This is a genomic window from Mesorhizobium sp. RIZ17 (assembly GCF_051127865.1).
Classification (GTDB): Bacteria; Pseudomonadota; Alphaproteobacteria; order Rhizobiales; family Rhizobiaceae; genus Mesorhizobium; species Mesorhizobium humile.
In genome coordinates, this window is sequence record NZ_CP147861.1 from 3,759,015 (window position 1) to 3,777,483 (window position 18,469).

Sequence of the window (18,469 nt, forward strand, 5' to 3'; positions counted from 1 at the left end):
CCCCTTGAGGGGGAGATGTCCGGCAGGACAGAGAGGGGGGCCTCGCGCCCGACCTATCAATGACCACCCGCCCCGACATCGCCGCCGACATCGTCAAACTCTTCGCCACCCGCGACACCCACGCGGTCGAGGTCGCCGTGCTGCAGCCGGCCGATCCATTCCTCGACATGGCCGGCGAGGACCTGCGCCGCCGCATCTTCCTCACCGAGAGCGAGACCGGCAAGACGCTGTGCCTGCGGCCCGAATTCACCATCCCGGTCTGCCTCGACCACATCGCCAGCCAGGCCGGCACGCCGCGCCGCTATTCCTATCTGGGCGAGGTGTTCCGCCAGCGCCGCGACGGCGGCAACGAGTTCTTCCAGGCCGGTATCGAGGATCTTGGCGATCGCGATACGGCCGCCGCCGACGCCCGTTCACTGGCCGACGCGCATGCGCTGCTTTCGCTGGTGCTGCCCGGCCAGCCACTTGCCGTCACGCTCGGCGACCAGACCCTGTTCGAGGCGGTGCTGGCGGCGCTCGGCCTGCCGCGGGGGTGGCGCATGCGTCTTGCCCGCGCCTTCGGCTCGGCGCCGATGCTGGAAGCAGCCCTTGCCGATCTCGCCAATCCGCCGCGCAACAGCCAGCTTGCCGGTCCAGTCGCCCTGCTGGCGCTCGACGGCGATGCGGAAGGCCTTGCCGCGCATATTGCCGAAGGCATGGAGGAGGCGGGGCTTTCGGCGTCGTCCGGCCGCGCCCCGGCCGATATCGCCCGCCGGCTGATCGAGAAAGCGCAACTGCGCAGCGTGCGGCTGTCCGACGACGCCTTTTCGGCGCTCAAGGGTTTTCTCGAGATTGACGTGGCGCTCGACGGCGCGACCGCGGCGCTGGAAAAATTTGCCGCCGATGCCGGCCTGTCGCTGGGACCGGCGCTGGAGAATTTTGCCGCCCGCGCCAAGGCGATCGAGGCGCATGGCCTGTCCTCGGCGCAAATCCGCTACGACGCCGCCTTCGGCCGCCCGCTCGATTACTACACCGGCCTGGTCTTCGAGATTGCCGCGGTTGACGGCGACCGTCCGCTGGCCGGCGGCGGCCGCTACGATCGGCTGCTGACGCTGCTCGGCGCGAAAAAGCCTATCCCCGGCGTCGGCTTTTCGGTCTGGCTCGACCGTATCGAGGCTTTGCGGGAGGGCGCGCGATGATCACGCTGGCGATCCCATCGAAAGGCCGTCTCAAGGAGCAGTCCCTCGAAGTGCTGGCCAAGGCCGGCCTGGCCGTCACCTTGCCTGAGGACGATCGCAAATACCGCGCCTGCATCGACGGCCTCGACAATGTCGAGGTGGCCTTCCTGTCCGCGTCCGAGATCGCCGGCGAGATCGGCCAGGGTGCGGTCGATCTCGGCATCACCGGCGAGGACCTTTTGCGCGAGAATCTTGCCGATTGGGAAGCGCGCGCCGAGATCGTCGCCCGCCTTGGCTTCGGCCATGCCGATGTCGTGGTCGCCGTGCCCGACATCTGGCTCGACGTCGACAGCATGGCCGACCTCGACGATGTCGCCGCCGATTTCCGCCAGCGTCACGGCCGGCGGCTCAGGATCGCCACCAAATACTGGCGGCTGACGCAGCAGTTCTTTTCGCTCAAGCACGGCATCCAGGTCTACCGCATCGTCGAAAGCCTCGGCGCCACCGAAGGCGCCCCGGCTGCCGGCCTGGCGGACGTCATCGTCGACATCACCACCACCGGCTCGACGCTGCGCGCCAACCACCTCAAGGTGCTGGGCGACGGCACGATCCTGAAGTCGCAGGCCTGCCTCGTCGCTTCAAAGAAGCAGCGCGATGCGGCGGACGAGGCGGGGTTGCGGGAAATCGCCGCGAAGATGGCCGGGCTGGTCGCGTAAACCCCCATATCTTCGGCGGGTTTCCACCATCCCGACAGGCTGATAGGCTGGGCCCATCCCGGGAGGAGACGGCGATGGCGATCAAACTCGACGAACTCATGAACGCCACCAATCTGCGCCGGCGCGGCGCCTTCGTCGCTCCGCTTGGCGGCAAGGCGCATGTGTCGGGCGACCGCTCGGTGCCCCTGCTCGACAAGACCATTCCGGGGCTGTTTTCCGACACGGTGAGCAGATACGCCACGCTCGACGCCGCCGTCTTCGTAGGACAGGACAAGCGCTTCACCTGGAGCGAGCTGTCGGACACGGTCGACGCGCTGGCTGCTGGCTTCCTGGCGCTCGGGCTGGAAAAAGGCGACCGCGTCGGCATCTGGTCGCCGAACCGTTGGGAATGGCTGGTGACGCAGTTTGCCACCGCGCGCATCGGCCTGATCTTGGTCAACATCAACCCGGCCTACCGGTTGACCGAATTGGAATACGCTCTCAACAAGGTGGGCTGCAAGGCGCTGGTCACCGCCGCGCAGTTCAAGACCTCCGACTATCTCGGGATGATCGAGACGCTGGCGCCGGAGCTCGCCAAGGCGGAGCCCGGCAAGCTCAAGGCGAAGAAACTGCCGGCGCTCGAAATCGTCATCCGCATGGGCGAAGACAACTCGCCCGGTATGTTCAATTTCGGCGATGTTCTGGCCATGGCCGGCCGCGACGAGCATGACAGCCTCGACCGCATCTCCGAAGGCCTGAAGCCCGGCGATGCCATCAACATCCAGTTCACCTCAGGCACGACCGGCGCGCCGAAGGGCGCGACGCTGACGCATTCCAACATCGTCAACAACGGCAATTTCGTCACCTCGGCGATCCGCCTCACCGTCGACGACCGGCTCTGCATCCCGGTGCCGCTCTACCATTGCTTCGGCATGTCGATGGGCACGATGGGCTGCGTCTCCAAGGGCGCCACCATGGTTTTCCCGGGCGAAGGCTTCGATGCCGGCGCGACGCTGAAAGCGGTCGCGCAGGAGCGCTGCACCGGACTCTACGGCGTGCCGACCATGTTCGTCGCCATGCTCGATCACGCCGATTTTTCCACCTTCGACTTGTCCAGCCTTCGCACCGGCATCATGGCCGGTTCGCCATGCCCGATCGAGGTGATGAAGAAGGTCGTCTCGCTCATGCACATGTCGCAAGTGACGATCGCCTATGGCATGACGGAGACCAGCCCCGTCTCCTTCCAGAGCAGCGTCGACGATCCGCTGGAAAAGCGCGTCTCCACCGTCGGCCGCATCCACCCGCATGTCGAGGTCAAGGCGATCGGCGCCGACGGCGCCACCGTCGCGGTCGGCGAGCCGGGCGAGCTCTGCACGCGTGGCTATTCGGTGATGAAGGGCTATTGGGACGACGCCGACAAGACCCGCGAGGCGATCGACGCCGACGGCTGGATGCACACCGGCGACCTCGCAACGATCGACGCCGAGGGCTATTGCAACATCGTCGGCCGGGTGAAGGACATGGTCATCCGCGGCGGCGAGAACGTCTATCCGCGCGAAGTCGAGGAATTCCTCTACCGCCATCCCAAGATCAAGGAAGTGCAGGTCTTCGGCATTCCGGACGACAAATATGGCGAAGAGCTCTGCGCCTGGATCGTCCTGAAGCCCGGCCAGATCGCCACCGCCGAGGAGATCAAGGCCTTCTGCGCCGGCCAGATAGCGCATTACAAGGTGCCGCGCTACATCCGCTTCCGCACCGAGCTGCCGATGACGGTGACCGGCAAGCCGCAGAAATTCCTGATGCGCGAGGCGATGGTGGAGGAATTGGGATTGGTGACGCAGAAGACGGCGTGAAACGGCATTTATGGACAACGAGTTTCCAAATTTCGCGGCGCTGAGAGCCGCCAAAATCGAAAACATAGATTATCGCATAGTCGTCCGGCGCGGCGCGCGAACCGGCGGCGCGATCGTCATGGCACCGCATGGCGGCAAGATCGAGCCCCGCACCTCGCTGATCACCGAGACGATAGCGGGGCGCGATCTCGATATGTATTGCTTTGAAGGGCTCATGCCGGAAAGCAACCGGGAGCTGCACATAACGTCCAGGAATTTCGACGAGGCAACCGCGCTGGAACTGTTGCGGACGAAGTCCACTGTCGTCACCATCCACGGCCGCCAGGATCGGGACGATCCCGCGACAGTCTACCTGGGCGGCAAGGACGCCGCGTTGGTTTCAGAGATCGCATGGCGTCTGCAGGAGACCGGCTTCCAGACGAAAAAGGACAATCATCCGTTTCCAGGTATCCAGGATTCGAACATCGTTAACCGAGGACTGACGGGGAAAGGCGCACAGCTGGAAGTGCCCCTGTCGCTGCGCCGTCGGCTGGGGAACGAGCCGGAGCTTCTGGAAAGATTCTGTGGGGCGGTTCGCAAGGCCATTGATGTATTCGACGCTAGAAATGGCGGCCAGTCCTCAATCGTATTTTGACCGACCGGCTTGGCGGGCAAGGATGCCCGTGACAGGTGCTCTCTACGCGCTTTTACGCTAAGTTCGCGGGAAACGCGTGGCGTAAGAGCAATTCCAGGAAAAGTGTGAGCGGTTAAGTTCGGCGTCTTCGCCGTAAGTTCCGTCCGGAATTGCGGAAAAACAAAGAGATAGAGCGGTTCGCCGTTTCCGTGAAACGGTGAAACGCTCTTGGGTGGGCTTGGATGACTGGTTACGGGCGGTCGGTGACTTCCTACACGATGCCGTTGGCCGCGCTGGCCATGGCTTTCGCGGTCAGGGCCAGCGGCCTTTCGGTCGACGAAGGGGCGCTGAACGCCAGGATACTGGTTGGAGCGTTGTCCAGCGCCATCATGTTCACCACCATTTTCGTCGTGCTCGACCACGCCGAGGCAGTCGCCCGGCGCGTGGGGGAGCCCTACGGAACCTTGGTGCTGACTTTTGCGGTGACGGCGATCGAAGTGTCGATCATCGTCTCCATGATGCTGCACGGCGCAAACAACCCGACGCTGGCGCGCGAATCCGTCTTCTCGACGGTGATGATTACCTCCACCGGCGTTGTCGGCATCTGTCTCACGCTTGGCGGCTGGCGCTACCGCAAGCAGGCGATCGTTCGGCAAGGCACCAGCGCCTACCTGTCGGTTCTGATCGCGCTGACCGTGATGACGCTTATTCTTCCGACCTACACCCAGGCCACGGATCCCGGCACGTTTTCTGCGGCTCAGCTTGGTTTTGTAAGCGTCCTTTCGGTGCTGCTCTATGCGAGCTTCGTGTTCGCCCAGACCGTCCGGCACCGGGAGGACTTTGTCCAGGGAAAGGCGCATGACGCCCCGACGCGAACCGCTTCCCACGACAGCATTTCCGTCAGCGCCCTGCTGCTGTTGTGCGGGCTGGTCGGAATTGTCCTCCTCGCCGAACAGGTCGCCGCGAGCGTGGAGGACGCGCTGGCCGCCTACCAGGTGAGGCAGGCCGACAGCATTGTGGGGGCAATGATTGCGGCTCTGGTTCTGATGCCGGAAGCCATTTCGGCGATCCGCGCCTCGTTCAGGAACGAGCTGCAGCGCAGCCTGAATGTCGCGATGGGCTCGGCCTGCGCCACGATCGGTTTGACGATACCGGCGGTCGCGGCCGCCAGCCTGCTGACGGGCAGGGGGCTGACCCTGGGGCTTCCGGCGTCCGATGCCGTGCTTCTGGTGCTGGCGCTTTTCATATGCAGCGTGAGCTTCAGCACCGAAAGAACGACGTTCCTGACCGGCATGGTCCATGTCGTGGTGTTTTTCACCTATGTGTTTCTGATCTTTGTGCCGTGAAGGCTTGGTGGAAGCCGGCAAGGATAGATACGGCTGGCAGGTAACCCGACGCATGGCCGCTCTACGATCGCCGCCCTGCCTTCATCTCTGACGGCCTTGGCGCCGAGCCTGGTTCCTGGACGAGCGGACCGAGCAGCACTTCGCCGAACAGCGGCTGATAGCTGCGGCGCACGGCCGGATCCTCCTTGAAGGACAGCGCGTATTGGCCAATCTGGTGGAAATAGGTGATGCGCGCCCTGACCAGGCTTTCGTCGGGCGAATAGCCCATCGCACGGAAGGAGCGGTCGAGCAGCGCGATGCGCAAATCGTCCATGTCCTTCACTTCGCGCGCCAGCTTCCGCGATGTCCGTGACCAGTCGCGCACGGCAAGATCGAGCAGGGGACTGAAGGGCGCCTCGTCGACCCAGACATGCACGATGGCGGTGAAGAACCGCAGGCCGTCCACGTCATGCGTCTCTCGCATCGCCCAGAACGGCGCGCAGTTGATGTCGCGCCATTCCTGCAGCAGCCCGTCGCGGAGGTCGGCGAGGCTGGTGAAGTGGAAATAGAAGCTGCCGCGCGTGACCTTGAGCTGCTTGGACAGGCGGTCGATCTTGACCTCGGCGATGCCGCGCTTTTCCAGCACCTTGCGCGCCGCTGCGATCCACGCCTCGCGGCTCAGCGTCTGCCGTGCTGCTGATCCGCTGCGCGCCCGGGACGAACGTTTGGTCTTCGCCGAGGCGGCATCCGCTTTCAACTGCTTCCAGGCCTCCGTGGCGGCCGGTGGCAATTCGCCCGGCCATCCCTGATCAATCCGATGTTTGCCCGCTTCGCAACCCGCAACCGTCGCCGTCCACCGTGGAACGCTGTCTCTCCTGGCCCATGCATGTCGTTCTCGAGCGAAACCGCCATGCTTTCTGGGCTCAGGGCAATGCGCTGATCCGCTGCAGCATGAGCTCGAAGAACGGCGCCGGCTCGATGCGGCGCAGCACGTTGCAATTCTTGCGCCGTCCGGTGACATGCCACCAGTCGACCACGGTCATGCCGATCGTCTCGGGCGAGACGATGTCCACCGTCACCGCGCATTGGCGCTTTTCGTAGATCTCCGGCGCCAGCAGATAGCCGGTTACGCAGGCATCGTGGATCGGCCGCCCCGGGGTGCCGAATTTGTGGCTGCCATACTGGCGGTAGAAGTCGGCGAGGTTGGCAGCCTCCATCGCCGCCCTGCTGCCGGTGGCGCGCAGGCGGTCGAGCCACTCCAGCGTCATTATCGCCGTGTAGGTGCAGTCGATGCCCGCCATCGTCAGCGGCACGCCGCTGTCGAACACCTTGTGCGCCGCGTGCGGGTCGACGAAGATATTGAACTCGGCGGCGGGCGTCGCATTGCCGCCCTCGAAGAAGCCGCCGCCCATCAGTACCACTTCGCGCAGGCGCGGGATGATCCTGGGCTCCATGGTCATGGCCATCGCCAGATTGGTCATTGGTCCGAGCGTGCAGACGGTCAGCTCGCCTTCCGGCGCGTCCATGATCGCCCGGACGAGATAATTGACGCCATGCTCGCTCTGCAGCGGCGTTACCGGCTCGGGGAGATCGGCGCCGTCGAGCCCGGTCTTGCCGTGCACATATTCGGCGGTCATCAGCTTCTTCACCATCGGCCCCGGACAGCCGGCGTAAACCGGCACGTCGGGCCGCCCGGCAAGCTCGACCACTTTCAGCGCATTCTTCGACGTCAGCGGCAGCGGCACATTGCCGCCGACGGTGGTGATGCCCACCACCTCGATCTCGGCCGGCGAGCCGAGCGCGAACAGAATGGCGAAGGCATCGTCCTGGCCGGGATCGGTGTCGATGATGATCTTGCGTGGTGCCATGTCGTGCCTGCTTTCGAAAGCCTATTGATGAGCCCGTCTGGATGTGTAGAAATACAGTACTGTATCTTATGTTCAAGACAGGATGATCGAAAATGGGCGAACGAGAGCGCGGCGACTTTTCCGAAATTCCGATCCTCGACGTGTCGGCTCTCTACGGCGCCGACCAGGATGCGATCCGGGCGACGGCGGCGACGCTGCGCCGCTATCTCGAGACGGTCGGCTTCCTATACGTCGTCGGCCATCCGATCCCGCGCGCCGATGTCGAGGCGGTGCGCGAGGCAAGCAAGCGCTTCTTTGCCTTGCCGGAGGATGAAAAGCTCAAGCTCAAGATCGACCGGAATTTCCGCGGCTATCTGCCCTTCGCCGGTTCGACCATCGTCACCTCGTCGGTCGCGACCGTCAGCAAGCCCAACCAGAGCGAGTCGATTTTCTTCATGCATGAGGTCGGCGAAGATGATCCTCGGGCTCTCGCCGAAAAGCCGCTGCAAGGTCCCAACCAGTGGCCGGACGAGGCCGCGCTGGGCGGCTTCCGGGAAACGATCGAGAACTATGTCGGCGAGATGGGCACTCTCGCCCGCAAGATGGTCGGCGCCATCGCGCTGTCGCTCGGCCTTCCGGCCGGCAGCCTCGATCGCTATTTCGATCAGCCGACAACCTTCCTCAGGCTGCTGCACTATCCGACGCAGCCGCACGAGGAGGGGCTGTTCGGCTCCGCCCCGCATACCGATTATGGTTTCATCACCTTGCTTGCGCAGGATGACGTGGGCGGCCTGGAGGTCAAGAACAAGGCTGGCGAATGGGTGCCCGCGCCGCCGATCCCGGATTCCTTCGTCATGAATGTCGGCGACATCCTGGCGCGCTGGTCGAACGACCAGTTCGTCTCGACGCCGCATCGCGTCATCAACAGGTCCGGGCGCGAGCGCTACTCGCAGCCCTTTTTCTTCGACCCGTCGATGGACGAGACGATCTCAGCATTGCCCGTCTGCGTGCCCGCCGGCGCCAGCCCAAAATACGAGCCGGTGCTCTATGGCGACTATCTGATGGAGCGCATCGACAAGAACTATCACTACCGCAAGAAGAAGGCCGCGGAGGCGGCGAGCGCGTAGGCGATCGGACGGTCCGCCCCTGCGTCGACCTGTTCATGGCGCGCCGGGGCAATGAAGAATGAGCAACAGGGGAACGAAAATGAGAACAAATCTACGCATGGCCGGCCTTGCGCTGGCTGCTTTCGCCACGGCCTGGAGCGGCCTTTCCAAAGCCGCCGAAATTCCGAAGTCGGATGAGGTCAAGCAGTCGGGCGCGCTCACCGTCGCCAACACGGTCGACTTCGCGCCGTTCGAATATCTCGACGCCGACGGCAAGCAGACCGGCATCATCATCGACCTCGCCGGCGAGGTGGCGAAAGCCCTCGACGCCAAGCTGGACGTCCAGCGCATTCCGTTCCCATCGATGATCCCCGGCCTCGCCGCCGGCCGCTTCAAGATCGCCTGGGAGACCTTCTCGGCGACGCCCGAGCGCTTGAAGCAGGTCGACTTCATCATGTTCCTCAAGGCCGGTATCGCCGTTTCGACGACGCCCGACAAGAAGGACAGCCTGTCCGCCGACAACGGCCTGTGCGGCAAGCACATCGGCGCCACCGGCGGCAGCGCTTCGGACTTCCTGATCGACAAGCTGAGCAAGGACTGCACCGACAAAGGGCAGGCGGCGATCCAGAAGTCGCTGTTCAACTCGACCGCCGACAGCACCCAGGCGACGCTCTCCGACCGCATCGACGCCCGTATGGACGACGCGACCGCGTCGAGCTACTTCGAGGTGACCAGCAAGGGCCAGCTCGTCGTGTTGCCGAAGCTCTATGAGGTTGCCCCGCTCGGCATGGCAATCGCCAAGGACGACAAGGGCACCGCCGACATGATGGTCGCCGCGCTTTCCGAGCTGTTCAAGAACGGTACCTACAAGACCATTCTCGAGAAATACGGCATGGGCGCCTACGCAATCAAGGAACCCTATTTCGTCAACAGCATGGATGCGCTGCGCGCGGACTAAGGCAATCGATCCGAAATCGGAATCGATTTTCGCGAAGGACCATGCGCAAAATCAGCACGACGTGTTTGCGCGCCCGGCAGGGCGCGCCGGCGTTTGAACGGGACATCGGCATCCGGTCGGCCGGATGCCTGACATGATCAGGAGTTGAGCGATGGGCGCGGCCCACCCGACCGAGATGAGTATCGAGCAAGGCGCCGCCGCCGCGGTGGCCCGGCTCACCGTCGTGCCGCAGCGCCGCTATGGCATCTGGGTCGGCACGGCGCTCGCCTTGCTGCTGGCTTTCCTCATCATCCGGGCCTTCGCCAGCAACCCGGCCTTCGCCTGGGGCACGGCCGGGGGCTATCTCTTCCATCCTTCGATCATGCGCGGCCTCGCCAACACCCTGATCCTCACCGTGGTGATCATGGCGCTGGCGATCGTCATCGGCACCGTGATCGCCATCATGCGCGTGTCGCCGAGCGCGGTGCTGCGCGGCTTTGCCGGCGTGTATGTCTGGTTCTTCCGCGGCGTGCCGGCGCTGATCCAGCTCATCTTCTGGTTCAACCTGTCGCTGCTGGTGCGCGAGGTCTCGCTGACCGTTCCGTTCCTGGGCACGCTTTTTTCCGTTCGCACCAACGATTTCATGACGCCCTTCTTCTCGGCCGTCGTCGCGCTTTCGCTCTGCGAGGCGGGCTATATGGCCGAGATCATCCGCGCCGGCATCAAGTCGGTGCCGTCGGGCCAGGCGGAGGCGGCGAGCGCGCTCGGCATGCCCTATCGAATGATCCTGAAACGCATCACGCTGCCGCAGGCCATGCGTTTCGTGCTGCCGCCGACTGGCAACGAGGCCATCAACCTGCTCAAGATGACATCGCTGGTGACCTTCATCGCGGTCGACGATCTGTTCTATTCGGCCCAGAGCATCTACGCGCGTACCTTCGAGACGATCCCGCTGCTGATCGTGGTGGCGTTCTGGTACCTTGCGGTGGTCAGCATCATGTCGGTCGGCCAGCATTTCCTCGAGCGTCATTTCGGCCGCAGCGACACGCGCCGCGAGCCGCTCTCGATGCGCACGCTGCGCAACGCCATCAGCCTGCGCGGCATTGCCCGATGAGCGATGTGAAGTCCGAGAACCGCGCCCGCTTCGGCGTGCCCGCCGGTTCCATGGTGTTCGCGCGCGGCGTGCGCAAATCCTTCAGCCAGCTGGAAGTGCTCAAGGGCATCGACCTCGATGTTCCGGCAGGCTCCGTCGCTTGCATCATCGGCCCGTCCGGCTCCGGCAAGAGCACCTTCCTGCGCTGCATCAACCATCTGGAGAAGATCAGCGGCGGCCTCCTGCTCGTCGACGGCCAGTTCGTCGGCTATGACCTCCGGGACGACAAGCTCTACGAAGTCAAGGACGATCTGCTCTGCCAGCGGCGCGCCGAGATCGGCATGCTGTTCCAATCCTTCAACCTGTTCTCGCACATGACCGTCATGGAGAACCTCATCGAGGCGCCGACGCAGGTGCGGCGCATCGCGCCCGACCAGGCCAAGGCCGAGGCGGAAATCCTGCTCAAGCGCGTCGGCCTGCTCGACAAGGTCGACCGCTACCCGCGCGAATTGTCCGGCGGCCAGCAGCAGCGTGTGGCGATCGCCCGCGCCATGGCGATGAAGCCGAAGGTGTTGCTCTTCGACGAGCCGACCTCGGCGCTCGACCCCGAGCTCGTCGGCGAGGTTCTGCAGGTCATGCGCGACCTGGCCGAGAGCGGCATGACCATGGTCGTCGTCACCCATGAGATCGGTTTTGCCCGCGAGATCGGCGACCAGCTTGTCTTCATGGACGGCGGCGTCATCGTCGAGCGCGGCGCGCCGCGCCAGATGATCGCCGATCCGCAGTCGCCCCGCACGCGCGAATTCCTGTCTCGGGTGCTTTGATTTCGGCCTGATGTCGGCTTCACGCCGCCAGCACCGCCCGATCCAGTCCGCGTATGATCCTTGCCAGCTCCACGCACTCGTCCTGCCGCACCTTGTTCTTCCGCCAGGCCATGCAGATCATGCGCTGCGGCATCGGCTCCTGGAACGGCACGATCCTCAGGTCCGGCATGACGCCGGCGGCACTTGCCGCCATTTCCGGCACCAGCGTGACGCCGAGCCCATGCGCCACCATCTGGAGGAGTGTCGTCAGGCTGGTCGCGCCATAGCTTGCCATCGCCACCGGCCGCACATTGCCGCAGACGGCCAAGGCCTGCTCGCGCAGGCAGTGGCCTTCCTCCAGAAGCATGAGCCGCTCCAGCGCCGGGCTCTCGGGCGGTACCGGCGGCGAGGCGAAGGCCGGATCGCCGGCGGGAACGGCGAGGAAGAAGCGGTCGGGGAAAAGCCCTTCGGTGACGATCGCCGGCTGATCGAGCGGCAAGGCCGCGATGAAGGCGTCGAGCCGGCCCGACGTCGCGTCCTCGACCAGCGACGCGGTCACCGCCTCGCGCAGTTCGAGCTGCAGGGAAGGGTAATGCTTCTTCAACTCCGGCAGCACGTGCGGCAGGAGGTAGGGCGCGACGGTCGGGATGATGCCCAGCCGGAAGCGTCCCTCCATGGTCGGGCGGCCGCGCCGGGCAGTCGTCTCGACGTCACGTATGTCGGCCAGAATGCGTTCGATACGCGGCTGCAGGGCAAGCGCCTCGTCGGTCATGCGCACCGTCTTGCCGCCGCGCTCGAACAACAGGCAGTTCAGCCGCTCTTCCATCTCGGCGATCTGCGCGGAAAGGGCCGGCTGGCTGACGCCGGCAAGCTTCGCGGCGCGGCCGAAATGCAGCGTCTGCGCCAGCGCGTCGAAATATTGCATCTGCCGGACTGTGAGGCAAATCATAAGAAAATCCTATCAAATGAAACAGGAAAGGCAATTTGTCTTTATCGGCTGGCCGGCCTAGTCTGGAATCATTCCAGGTTGGCGCGGCCAATGGCTGCCTCCCGAAACTCGGGAACCTCGGCAAAATTCAACCTCGGCAAAAACCTCGGCAGAATCGGAGACTAAGATGGACGCCAAAACCGACGACAACAGCGCTGGCAAGTGCCCCGTGGCGCATGGATCCGCCGGCCGGACCAACCGTGACTGGTGGCCGAACCAGCTCGACCTTGCCGTCCTGCATCAGCAGTCGAACCTGTCGGACCCGATGGGCGAGGATTTCGACTACGCCAAGGAGTTCGCAAGCCTCGATCTCGATGCGGTGGTCAAGGACCTGCACAAGGTCATGACGGATTCGCAGGACTGGTGGCCGGCCGACTTCGGCCATTACGGGCCGCTCTTCGTCCGCATGGCCTGGCACAGCGCCGGCACCTATCGCATCGGCGACGGCCGCGGCGGCGCCGGTGCGGGCCAGCAGCGCTTCGCGCCGCTGAACAGCTGGCCGGACAACGCCAATCTCGACAAGGCGCGCCGGCTGCTGTGGCCGGTCAAGCAGAAATACGGCCGCAAGATCTCCTGGGCCGACCTCCTGATCCTCACCGGCAACGTCGCGCTGGAATCGATGGGCTTCAAGACCTTCGGTTTCGCCGGCGGCCGCGCCGATGTTTGGGAGCCGGAGCAGGACGTGGATTGGGGTTCCGAAGCCAAGTGGCTTGGCGACGAGCGTTATTCGGGCGACCGTGAGCTTCGCGGCCATCTCGGCGCCGTGCAGATGGGCCTCATCTACGTCAACCCCGAAGGCCCGAACGGCAAGCCGGATCCGATCGCCGCCGCGCGCGACATCCGCGAGACCTTCGGCCGCATGGCGATGAACGACGAGGAAACCGTGGCGCTGATCGCCGGTGGCCACACCTTCGGCAAGACCCATGGCGCCGGTGACGCCTCGCTCGTGGGTGCCGAGCCCGAAGGTGCGGGCATCGAGGCGCAGGGCCTCGGCTGGTCGAGCAAATATGCCTCCGGCATCGCCGGCGACGCCATCACTTCGGGTCTGGAAGTGACCTGGACGACGACGCCGACCAAATGGAGCAACAATTTCTTCGACAACCTCTTCAACTACGAATGGGAGCTGACGAAGAGCCCGGCCGGCGCCCATCAGTGGACGCCGAAGGGCGGCGCCGGAGCCGGCACCGTTCCGGACGCGCACAACCCCTCCAAGCGTCACGCGCCGGCGATGCTGACCACCGACCTCGCGCTGCGTTTCGACCCGGCCTACGAGAAGATCTCGCGCCGCTTTCACCAGCATCCGGATGAGTTTGCCGACGCCTTCGCCCGCGCCTGGTTCAAGCTTACCCACCGCGACATGGGCCCGCTCGTGCGCTATCTCGGCCCGCTCGTGCCGAAGGAAGAGCTTATCTGGCAGGATCCGATCCCGGCGGTCGACCATGAGCTTGTGAGCGAGGCCGACATCGCTTCGCTCAAGGCCAAGATCCTGGCTTCCGGCCTCTCGGTCTCCGAGCTGGTCTCGACCGCCTGGGCTTCCGCCTCGACCTTCCGCGGCTCGGACAAGCGCGGCGGCGCCAATGGCGGCCGTATCCGGCTGAGCCCCCAAAAGGATTGGGAGGTCAACCAGCCGGCCCAGCTCGCCAAGGTTCTGGCCAAACTGGAAGCCATCCAGAAGGAGTTCAACGCGGCCCAGACCGGCGACAAGAAGGTCTCGCTTGCAGATCTCATCGTGCTCGGCGGCGTCGCCGCGGTCGAGAAGGCGGCCAAGGATGGCGGCAATGAGGTGAAGGTGCCCTTCACACCAGGCCGCATGGACGCTTCGCAGGAGCAGACGGATGTCGCCTCCTTTGCCGCGCTGGAACCGAAAGTCGATGGCTTCCGCAATTATGCCCGCGGCAAGCTGCCGATGTCGATTGAAGCCATGCTGGTCGACCGTGCTCAGCTGTTGACGCTGACGGCGCCGGAGATGACGGTATTGGTCGGCGGCCTGCGCGTGCTCGGCGCCAATGCCGGCGGCTCCAAGCACGGCGTCTTCACAGACAGGCCGGGCCAGCTCACCAATGACTTCTTCGTCAACTTGCTTTCGATGGCGACCGTCTGGGATCCGGCGGCCGGCTCCGAGCCCGGCTCGGACGAGGTCTACGAGGCGCGCGACCGCAAGACCAAGCATGTGAAGTGGACCGGTACCCGCGCCGACCTGATCTTCGGCTCACACGCGCAGTTGCGCGCGCTCTCCGAGGTCTATGGATCGGGCGATGCCAAGGCCAAGTTCGTCAAGGACTTCGTCAAGGCATGGACGAAGGTGATGAACGCCGACCGCTTCGATATCGCGAAGTAAGGTCCATCCTCCCAAAAGTAAAAAGGCGCGGGCCAAGCCCGCGCCTTTTTCGTTCATTCCTTCAAGACGGATCAGTCTTTTTCGAAGATACCGGCCTTGGCGACAACGCCGGCAATCGCTCCGCCGATCAGCGGCGCGACGATGAACAGCCAGAGCTGGCCGAGCGCAGCGCCACCCGAAAACAGCGCCGGGCCAATCGAGCGCGCCGGATTGACCGAGGTGCCGGTCACCGGGATCATGGCGAAGTGGATCCCGGCCAGCGTCAGGCCGATAACCAAGCCGGCAAAGGCGGTAGTGTGCTTGGCGTTGGTGACGCCGAGGATCACCGTGACGAAGGTGAAGGTGCCGATCAGCTCCCACAGGAAGGCCGAGCTCATGCCCCATTTCGTCGCGTCCCAGCCATTGGCGCCGAAGCCGCCGGTGTGGCCGCCGGCCTGGCCCGATACGATGATCCACAGCGCCAGCGAGGCGATGATTGCGCCGATGACCTGCGCGATCCAGTAGGGGACGACATCCTTGGCCGGCATCCGCCCCGCCAGGAACACGCCGAGCGTCACCGCCGGATTGAGATGCGCGCCCGAGATCGGGCCGATCGCATAGGCGGCGGCGATCAGGCCGATGCCGAACGCCAGGCCGATGCCTTCCTGTCCGAGCGGCAGCGCGCCGCCGAAACCGCCCGTGACCACGGAGGCCGTGCCGATGAACACCAACAAAAACGTGCCGAGAACTTCTGCCAGATAAGTCTTCATTGCCCTCTCCTCATAGGATCCGCCAAACCGCGTCTCCCGCGCCGCGAATCACTGCCGGAAGAGTATTCCTGGGGGCAACACTTGGAAAGCTGAGAGGTTAAGCCAAAAAGCTTGCTTGTACCCGCCAGTCAAAGACATTAGAGACCTTTCATATTCTGGCGAATTGTTCTTGCTTTTTACGGTGGTGGCGCCTTGCTCTGAAAAACCGTTCGGGGGTATCGCCTGGTTTTGGAAACGGGTTTCGCAGCCAGCGCGAACAGAACTCTTTCAATCCAGGCCTGAAACGCTTTAAGAGCGGGCTGGAGCCGATTTTGTGGTGTAAGCGGAAAACGGAATGCGATTGGGCGGAAGGCTGGCAGCAGCGATAGAGGTTCTGGAAGACATCGGCCGGCGTCACCGGCCGGTGGCCGACGCCCTGCGCGACTGGGGCCTGTCGCATCGCTTCGCCGGTGGTGGCGATCGCGCGGCGATCGGCAACATCGTCTATGACGCGCTGCGCCGCAAACGCTCGGCCGGCTGGCTGTTCGGCGAGGACACCCCGCGCGCCATCGGCTTCGGCGCGCTTCTTTTGGAATGGGGCCAGACGGCGCAGTCGCTCAACGGCGCGCTCGACGGCGACAAATTCGCGCCGCCGCTGCTCAGCGCCACCGAGCTGAAGGCAGCCGCCAGCCGCAGGCTGGCCGACGCGCCCGATGTGGTGCGTGCCGATATCCCGGACTGGTGCACGCCGCTGCTCGAGCAGGCCTATGGCGAGGCCTGGGTCGAGGAAGGCGCGGCCTTGGCGCAGCGCCCGCCGTTGGATCTCAGGGTCAACACGCTCCAGGCCGATCGCGCCAAGGTGCTGGCCGAGCTGCAGGGCACGGGTGCCGCGCCTGCGGCGATCGCGCCGCACGGCATCCGCATCCCGCCGATCGACGGCGACGGCAGGCATCCGAACGTGCAGGCCGAGCCGGCCTTCCAGAAAGGCTGGTTCGAAGTGCAGGACGAGGGTTCGCAGCTTGCCGCGGTTCTTGCCGGCGCCGCGCCTGGCATGCAGGTGCTCGACTATTGCGCCGGCGCCGGCGGCAAGACGCTGGCGCTGTCGGCCGAGATGGACAACAAAGGCCAGCTCTTCGCTCATGACGCGGAAAAGGTGCGGCTGGCGCCGATCTTCGAGCGCATCCGCCGCTCGCACAACCGCAACATCCAGGTCGTCAGCAAGCCCGCGGAGCTTGCGCCGCTCGCCAATCATATGGACATCGTGCTGATCGACGCGCCCTGCACCGGCAGCGGCACCTGGCGGCGGCGGCCCGACGCCAAATGGCGATTGACGGAAAGGCAGCTCGATGCCCGCAAGGCAGAGCAGCAGGCGATCCTCGACACGGCCCAGGCCTTCGTCAAGCCGGGCGGCTTGCTCGTCTATATCACCTGTTCGGTGTTCGACGCTGAAAACGGCGAGCAGGTCGCGGCCTTCCGCGAGCGCCATGAAGGCTTTGCACCGGTCGATCATCGCCAGCTCTGGGACGGCCGCTTCCCCGGCCATGAAGGAGCCGCGCGCATTGCCGGCGCCGGCGGTATCTCGCTGTCGCCGGCGTTGAGCGGCACCGACGGTTTCTATTTCCACGCCTTGCGCAGGGCTGCTTGACGGCGGCCAGTCCTTTGCTGCGCTGCAACATAAAAGATTGCCTGTCTCGCCCGGCTCTGCAATAAGGTTCGCCAGCAAATATGAGGCGAAACGCCATGGCAGCAGCCAAGATCGTACCCGCTCCCGACTTCGAGGAACGCGTCAGGACCTCCTTTGCCCGGCAGGAGGCAATGGCCACCATCGGCGCCGAGCTGACGCTGGTGACGCCCGGCATCATCGAGATCGAGATGCCGTATTCCGCCTCGCTCACCCAGCAGCACGGCTTCCTGCATGCCGGCGTCATTTCGACCGCGCTGGATTCGGCCTGCGGCTATGCCGCGTTTTCGCTGATGCCGCAGAATTCCAGCGTGCTGACCATCGAGTTCAAGGTGAACCTTCTGGCGCCGGGCAGGGGCGAGCGGTTCCTGTTCCGCGGCTCCGTGACGAAACCCGGCCGTACCATCATCGTCGCCGACGGACAGGCCTACGCCTTCGCCGCCGATGGCGAGGCCAAGCTGATCGCCACAATGACCGGCACCATGATGACGGTGGTCGGCCGCGACGGTATCGAGGGGTGAGGAGCGGTCCGCGCAGCGGACGAAAAGCCCCCTAATGGGCTTTTCGAGCGACGAACGCCCGGAGCCATAGCGAAGGGCCGGCAAGCGGCGAGGGCACGTTGCCCTTTCTCTTCGTCGTAGCAAATAGGGGTAAAGCTCATGACTGTCGAAGTGTCACGCCTGTGGCAAAAATCCGTTCTCTTCGTCATGGCGGTCGAGGCTGAATACGGTCCGCATCTGAAAAGCCTGTTCACGCCGCTGATGACCGGCGTCGGTCCGGTCGAGGCCGGTGTACGGCTGGGCGCCGAGCTCGCGGCGTTGAAGGCCGAGGGTGCGCTTCCGGACCTGGTCGTTTCGCTGGGCTCGGCCGGCAGCCGCAGGCTGGAGCAGGCCGAGATCTATCAGGCCGTGTCGGTGAGCTATCGCGACATGGACGCTTCGCCGCTCGGCTTCGAGAAGGGCGCGACGCCTTTCCTCGACCTGCCGGTGTCCGTGCCGCTGCCCTTCGTCATTCCAGGCATCAAGACCGCCGCGCTCTCCACAGGCGGCGCGATCGTCTCCGGTGCCGCTTATGACGCCATCGATGCCGACATGGTCGACATGGAGACTTTTGCCTGCCTGCGCGCCTGCCAGCTGTTCGGCGTGCCGCTGATCGGGCTCCGCGGCATTTCGGACGGCGCGGCCGATCTCAGGCATGTCAACGACTGGACGGAGTATCTCCACGTCATCGACGAGAAGCTCGCCGCCGCGATCGGTTTGCTGGAACAGGCGATCGGCGACGGCCTGCTTGGTGGCTGACTGCCGT

At 64.7% G+C, this 18,469-nt stretch carries 17 protein-coding genes; 13 read left to right on the forward strand and 4 right to left on the reverse strand.

Annotated elements, in window-relative coordinates:
* Positions 1 to 59 precede the first annotated feature (59 nt).
* The 5 genes from WDX12_RS18010 to WDX12_RS18030 all read left to right on the forward strand — a co-directional run bounded on the left by WDX12_RS18010 (position 60) and on the right by WDX12_RS18030 (position 5,664).
* Positions 60 to 1,178 (forward strand): ATP phosphoribosyltransferase regulatory subunit, encoded by a 1,119-nt coding sequence (locus WDX12_RS18010; RefSeq protein WP_320298509.1) that lies wholly within the window; start codon positions 60 to 62, stop codon positions 1,176 to 1,178.
* A complete protein-coding gene (gene hisG / locus WDX12_RS18015; RefSeq protein WP_320298510.1) occupies positions 1,175 to 1,873 on the forward strand; it encodes an ATP phosphoribosyltransferase in 699 nt (232 codons plus the stop codon). The genes WDX12_RS18010 and hisG overlap by 4 nt, the downstream gene beginning before the upstream one ends.
* Before the next feature lie 74 nt (positions 1,874 to 1,947).
* Entirely contained in the window at positions 1,948 to 3,705 is a 1,758-nt protein-coding gene (locus tag WDX12_RS18020; protein WP_434721452.1) for an AMP-binding protein, read from the forward strand.
* Between the two features lie 10 nt (positions 3,706 to 3,715).
* Positions 3,716 to 4,339: a poly-gamma-glutamate hydrolase family protein gene (locus tag WDX12_RS18025; RefSeq protein ID WP_434721453.1), complete on the forward strand. Its 624-nt coding sequence runs from the start codon at positions 3,716 to 3,718 to the stop codon at positions 4,337 to 4,339.
* Between the two features lie 257 nt (positions 4,340 to 4,596).
* Positions 4,597 to 5,664: a calcium:proton antiporter gene (locus tag WDX12_RS18030; protein ID WP_434725667.1), complete on the forward strand. Its 1,068-nt coding sequence runs from the start codon at positions 4,597 to 4,599 to the stop codon at positions 5,662 to 5,664.
* Between the two features lie 61 nt (positions 5,665 to 5,725).
* Here WDX12_RS18030 and WDX12_RS18035 read toward each other — a convergent pair whose 3' ends face one another.
* Complete coding sequence (locus WDX12_RS18035) at positions 5,726 to 6,400, reverse strand: TetR/AcrR family transcriptional regulator (protein ID WP_434725668.1); 675 nt, start codon at positions 6,398 to 6,400, stop codon at positions 5,726 to 5,728.
* Positions 6,401 to 6,566: 166 nt separating this feature from the next.
* A complete protein-coding gene (locus WDX12_RS18040) occupies positions 6,567 to 7,511 on the reverse strand; it encodes a nucleoside hydrolase (protein WP_434721454.1) in 945 nt (314 codons plus the stop codon).
* Between the two features lie 92 nt (positions 7,512 to 7,603).
* Between WDX12_RS18040 and WDX12_RS18045 the strand changes: the two genes are divergently transcribed.
* From WDX12_RS18045 to WDX12_RS18060, 4 genes are all read left to right on the forward strand, one after another.
* Positions 7,604 to 8,617 (forward strand): isopenicillin N synthase family dioxygenase, encoded by a 1,014-nt coding sequence (locus tag WDX12_RS18045; RefSeq protein WP_434721455.1) that lies wholly within the window; start codon positions 7,604 to 7,606, stop codon positions 8,615 to 8,617.
* A gap of 79 nt (positions 8,618 to 8,696) precedes the next feature.
* Complete coding sequence (locus WDX12_RS18050) at positions 8,697 to 9,554, forward strand: ABC transporter substrate-binding protein (protein WP_434721456.1); 858 nt, start codon at positions 8,697 to 8,699, stop codon at positions 9,552 to 9,554.
* Positions 9,555 to 9,705: 151 nt separating this feature from the next.
* Entirely contained in the window at positions 9,706 to 10,647 is a 942-nt protein-coding gene (locus WDX12_RS18055; RefSeq protein WP_434721457.1) for an amino acid ABC transporter permease, read from the forward strand.
* Positions 10,644 to 11,450 (forward strand): amino acid ABC transporter ATP-binding protein, encoded by an 807-nt coding sequence (locus WDX12_RS18060; protein ID WP_434721458.1) that lies wholly within the window; start codon positions 10,644 to 10,646, stop codon positions 11,448 to 11,450. The genes WDX12_RS18055 and WDX12_RS18060 overlap by 4 nt, the downstream gene beginning before the upstream one ends.
* 19 nt (positions 11,451 to 11,469) lie before the next feature.
* Here WDX12_RS18060 and WDX12_RS18065 read toward each other — a convergent pair whose 3' ends face one another.
* Positions 11,470 to 12,378, reverse strand: a complete 909-nt coding sequence (locus WDX12_RS18065) for a hydrogen peroxide-inducible genes activator (protein WP_434721459.1) — start codon at positions 12,376 to 12,378, stop codon at positions 11,470 to 11,472.
* A 166-nt stretch (positions 12,379 to 12,544) separates the two neighbouring features.
* Here WDX12_RS18065 and katG point away from each other — a divergent pair, with 166 nt between their 5' ends.
* The gene (katG, locus tag WDX12_RS18070) at positions 12,545 to 14,755 is read left to right on the forward strand and encodes a catalase/peroxidase HPI (protein ID WP_434721460.1); all 2,211 of its coding nucleotides are present in this window, start codon (positions 12,545 to 12,547) and stop codon (positions 14,753 to 14,755) included.
* Between the two features lie 71 nt (positions 14,756 to 14,826).
* Here the strand turns inward: katG and WDX12_RS18075 are convergent, their stop codons facing one another.
* Positions 14,827 to 15,504, reverse strand: coding sequence for an MIP family channel protein (locus WDX12_RS18075; protein WP_320298520.1), 678 nt, complete (start codon positions 15,502 to 15,504; stop codon positions 14,827 to 14,829).
* A gap of 334 nt (positions 15,505 to 15,838) precedes the next feature.
* Here WDX12_RS18075 and WDX12_RS18080 point away from each other — a divergent pair, with 334 nt between their 5' ends.
* From WDX12_RS18080 to WDX12_RS18090, 3 genes are all read left to right on the forward strand, one after another.
* Positions 15,839 to 17,128: an RsmB/NOP family class I SAM-dependent RNA methyltransferase gene (locus WDX12_RS18080; protein ID WP_434721461.1), complete on the forward strand. Its 1,290-nt coding sequence runs from the start codon at positions 15,839 to 15,841 to the stop codon at positions 17,126 to 17,128.
* 95 nt (positions 17,129 to 17,223) lie between these two features.
* Positions 17,224 to 17,685 carry a PaaI family thioesterase gene (locus WDX12_RS18085; protein ID WP_320298522.1) on the forward strand — a complete coding sequence of 154 codons (462 nt, stop codon included), beginning with the start codon at positions 17,224 to 17,226 and terminating at the stop codon, positions 17,683 to 17,685.
* A gap of 138 nt (positions 17,686 to 17,823) precedes the next feature.
* Positions 17,824 to 18,462 carry a 5'-methylthioadenosine/S-adenosylhomocysteine nucleosidase gene (locus WDX12_RS18090; RefSeq protein WP_434721462.1) on the forward strand — a complete coding sequence of 213 codons (639 nt, stop codon included), beginning with the start codon at positions 17,824 to 17,826 and terminating at the stop codon, positions 18,460 to 18,462.
* Positions 18,463 to 18,469: the final 7 nt, after the last annotated feature.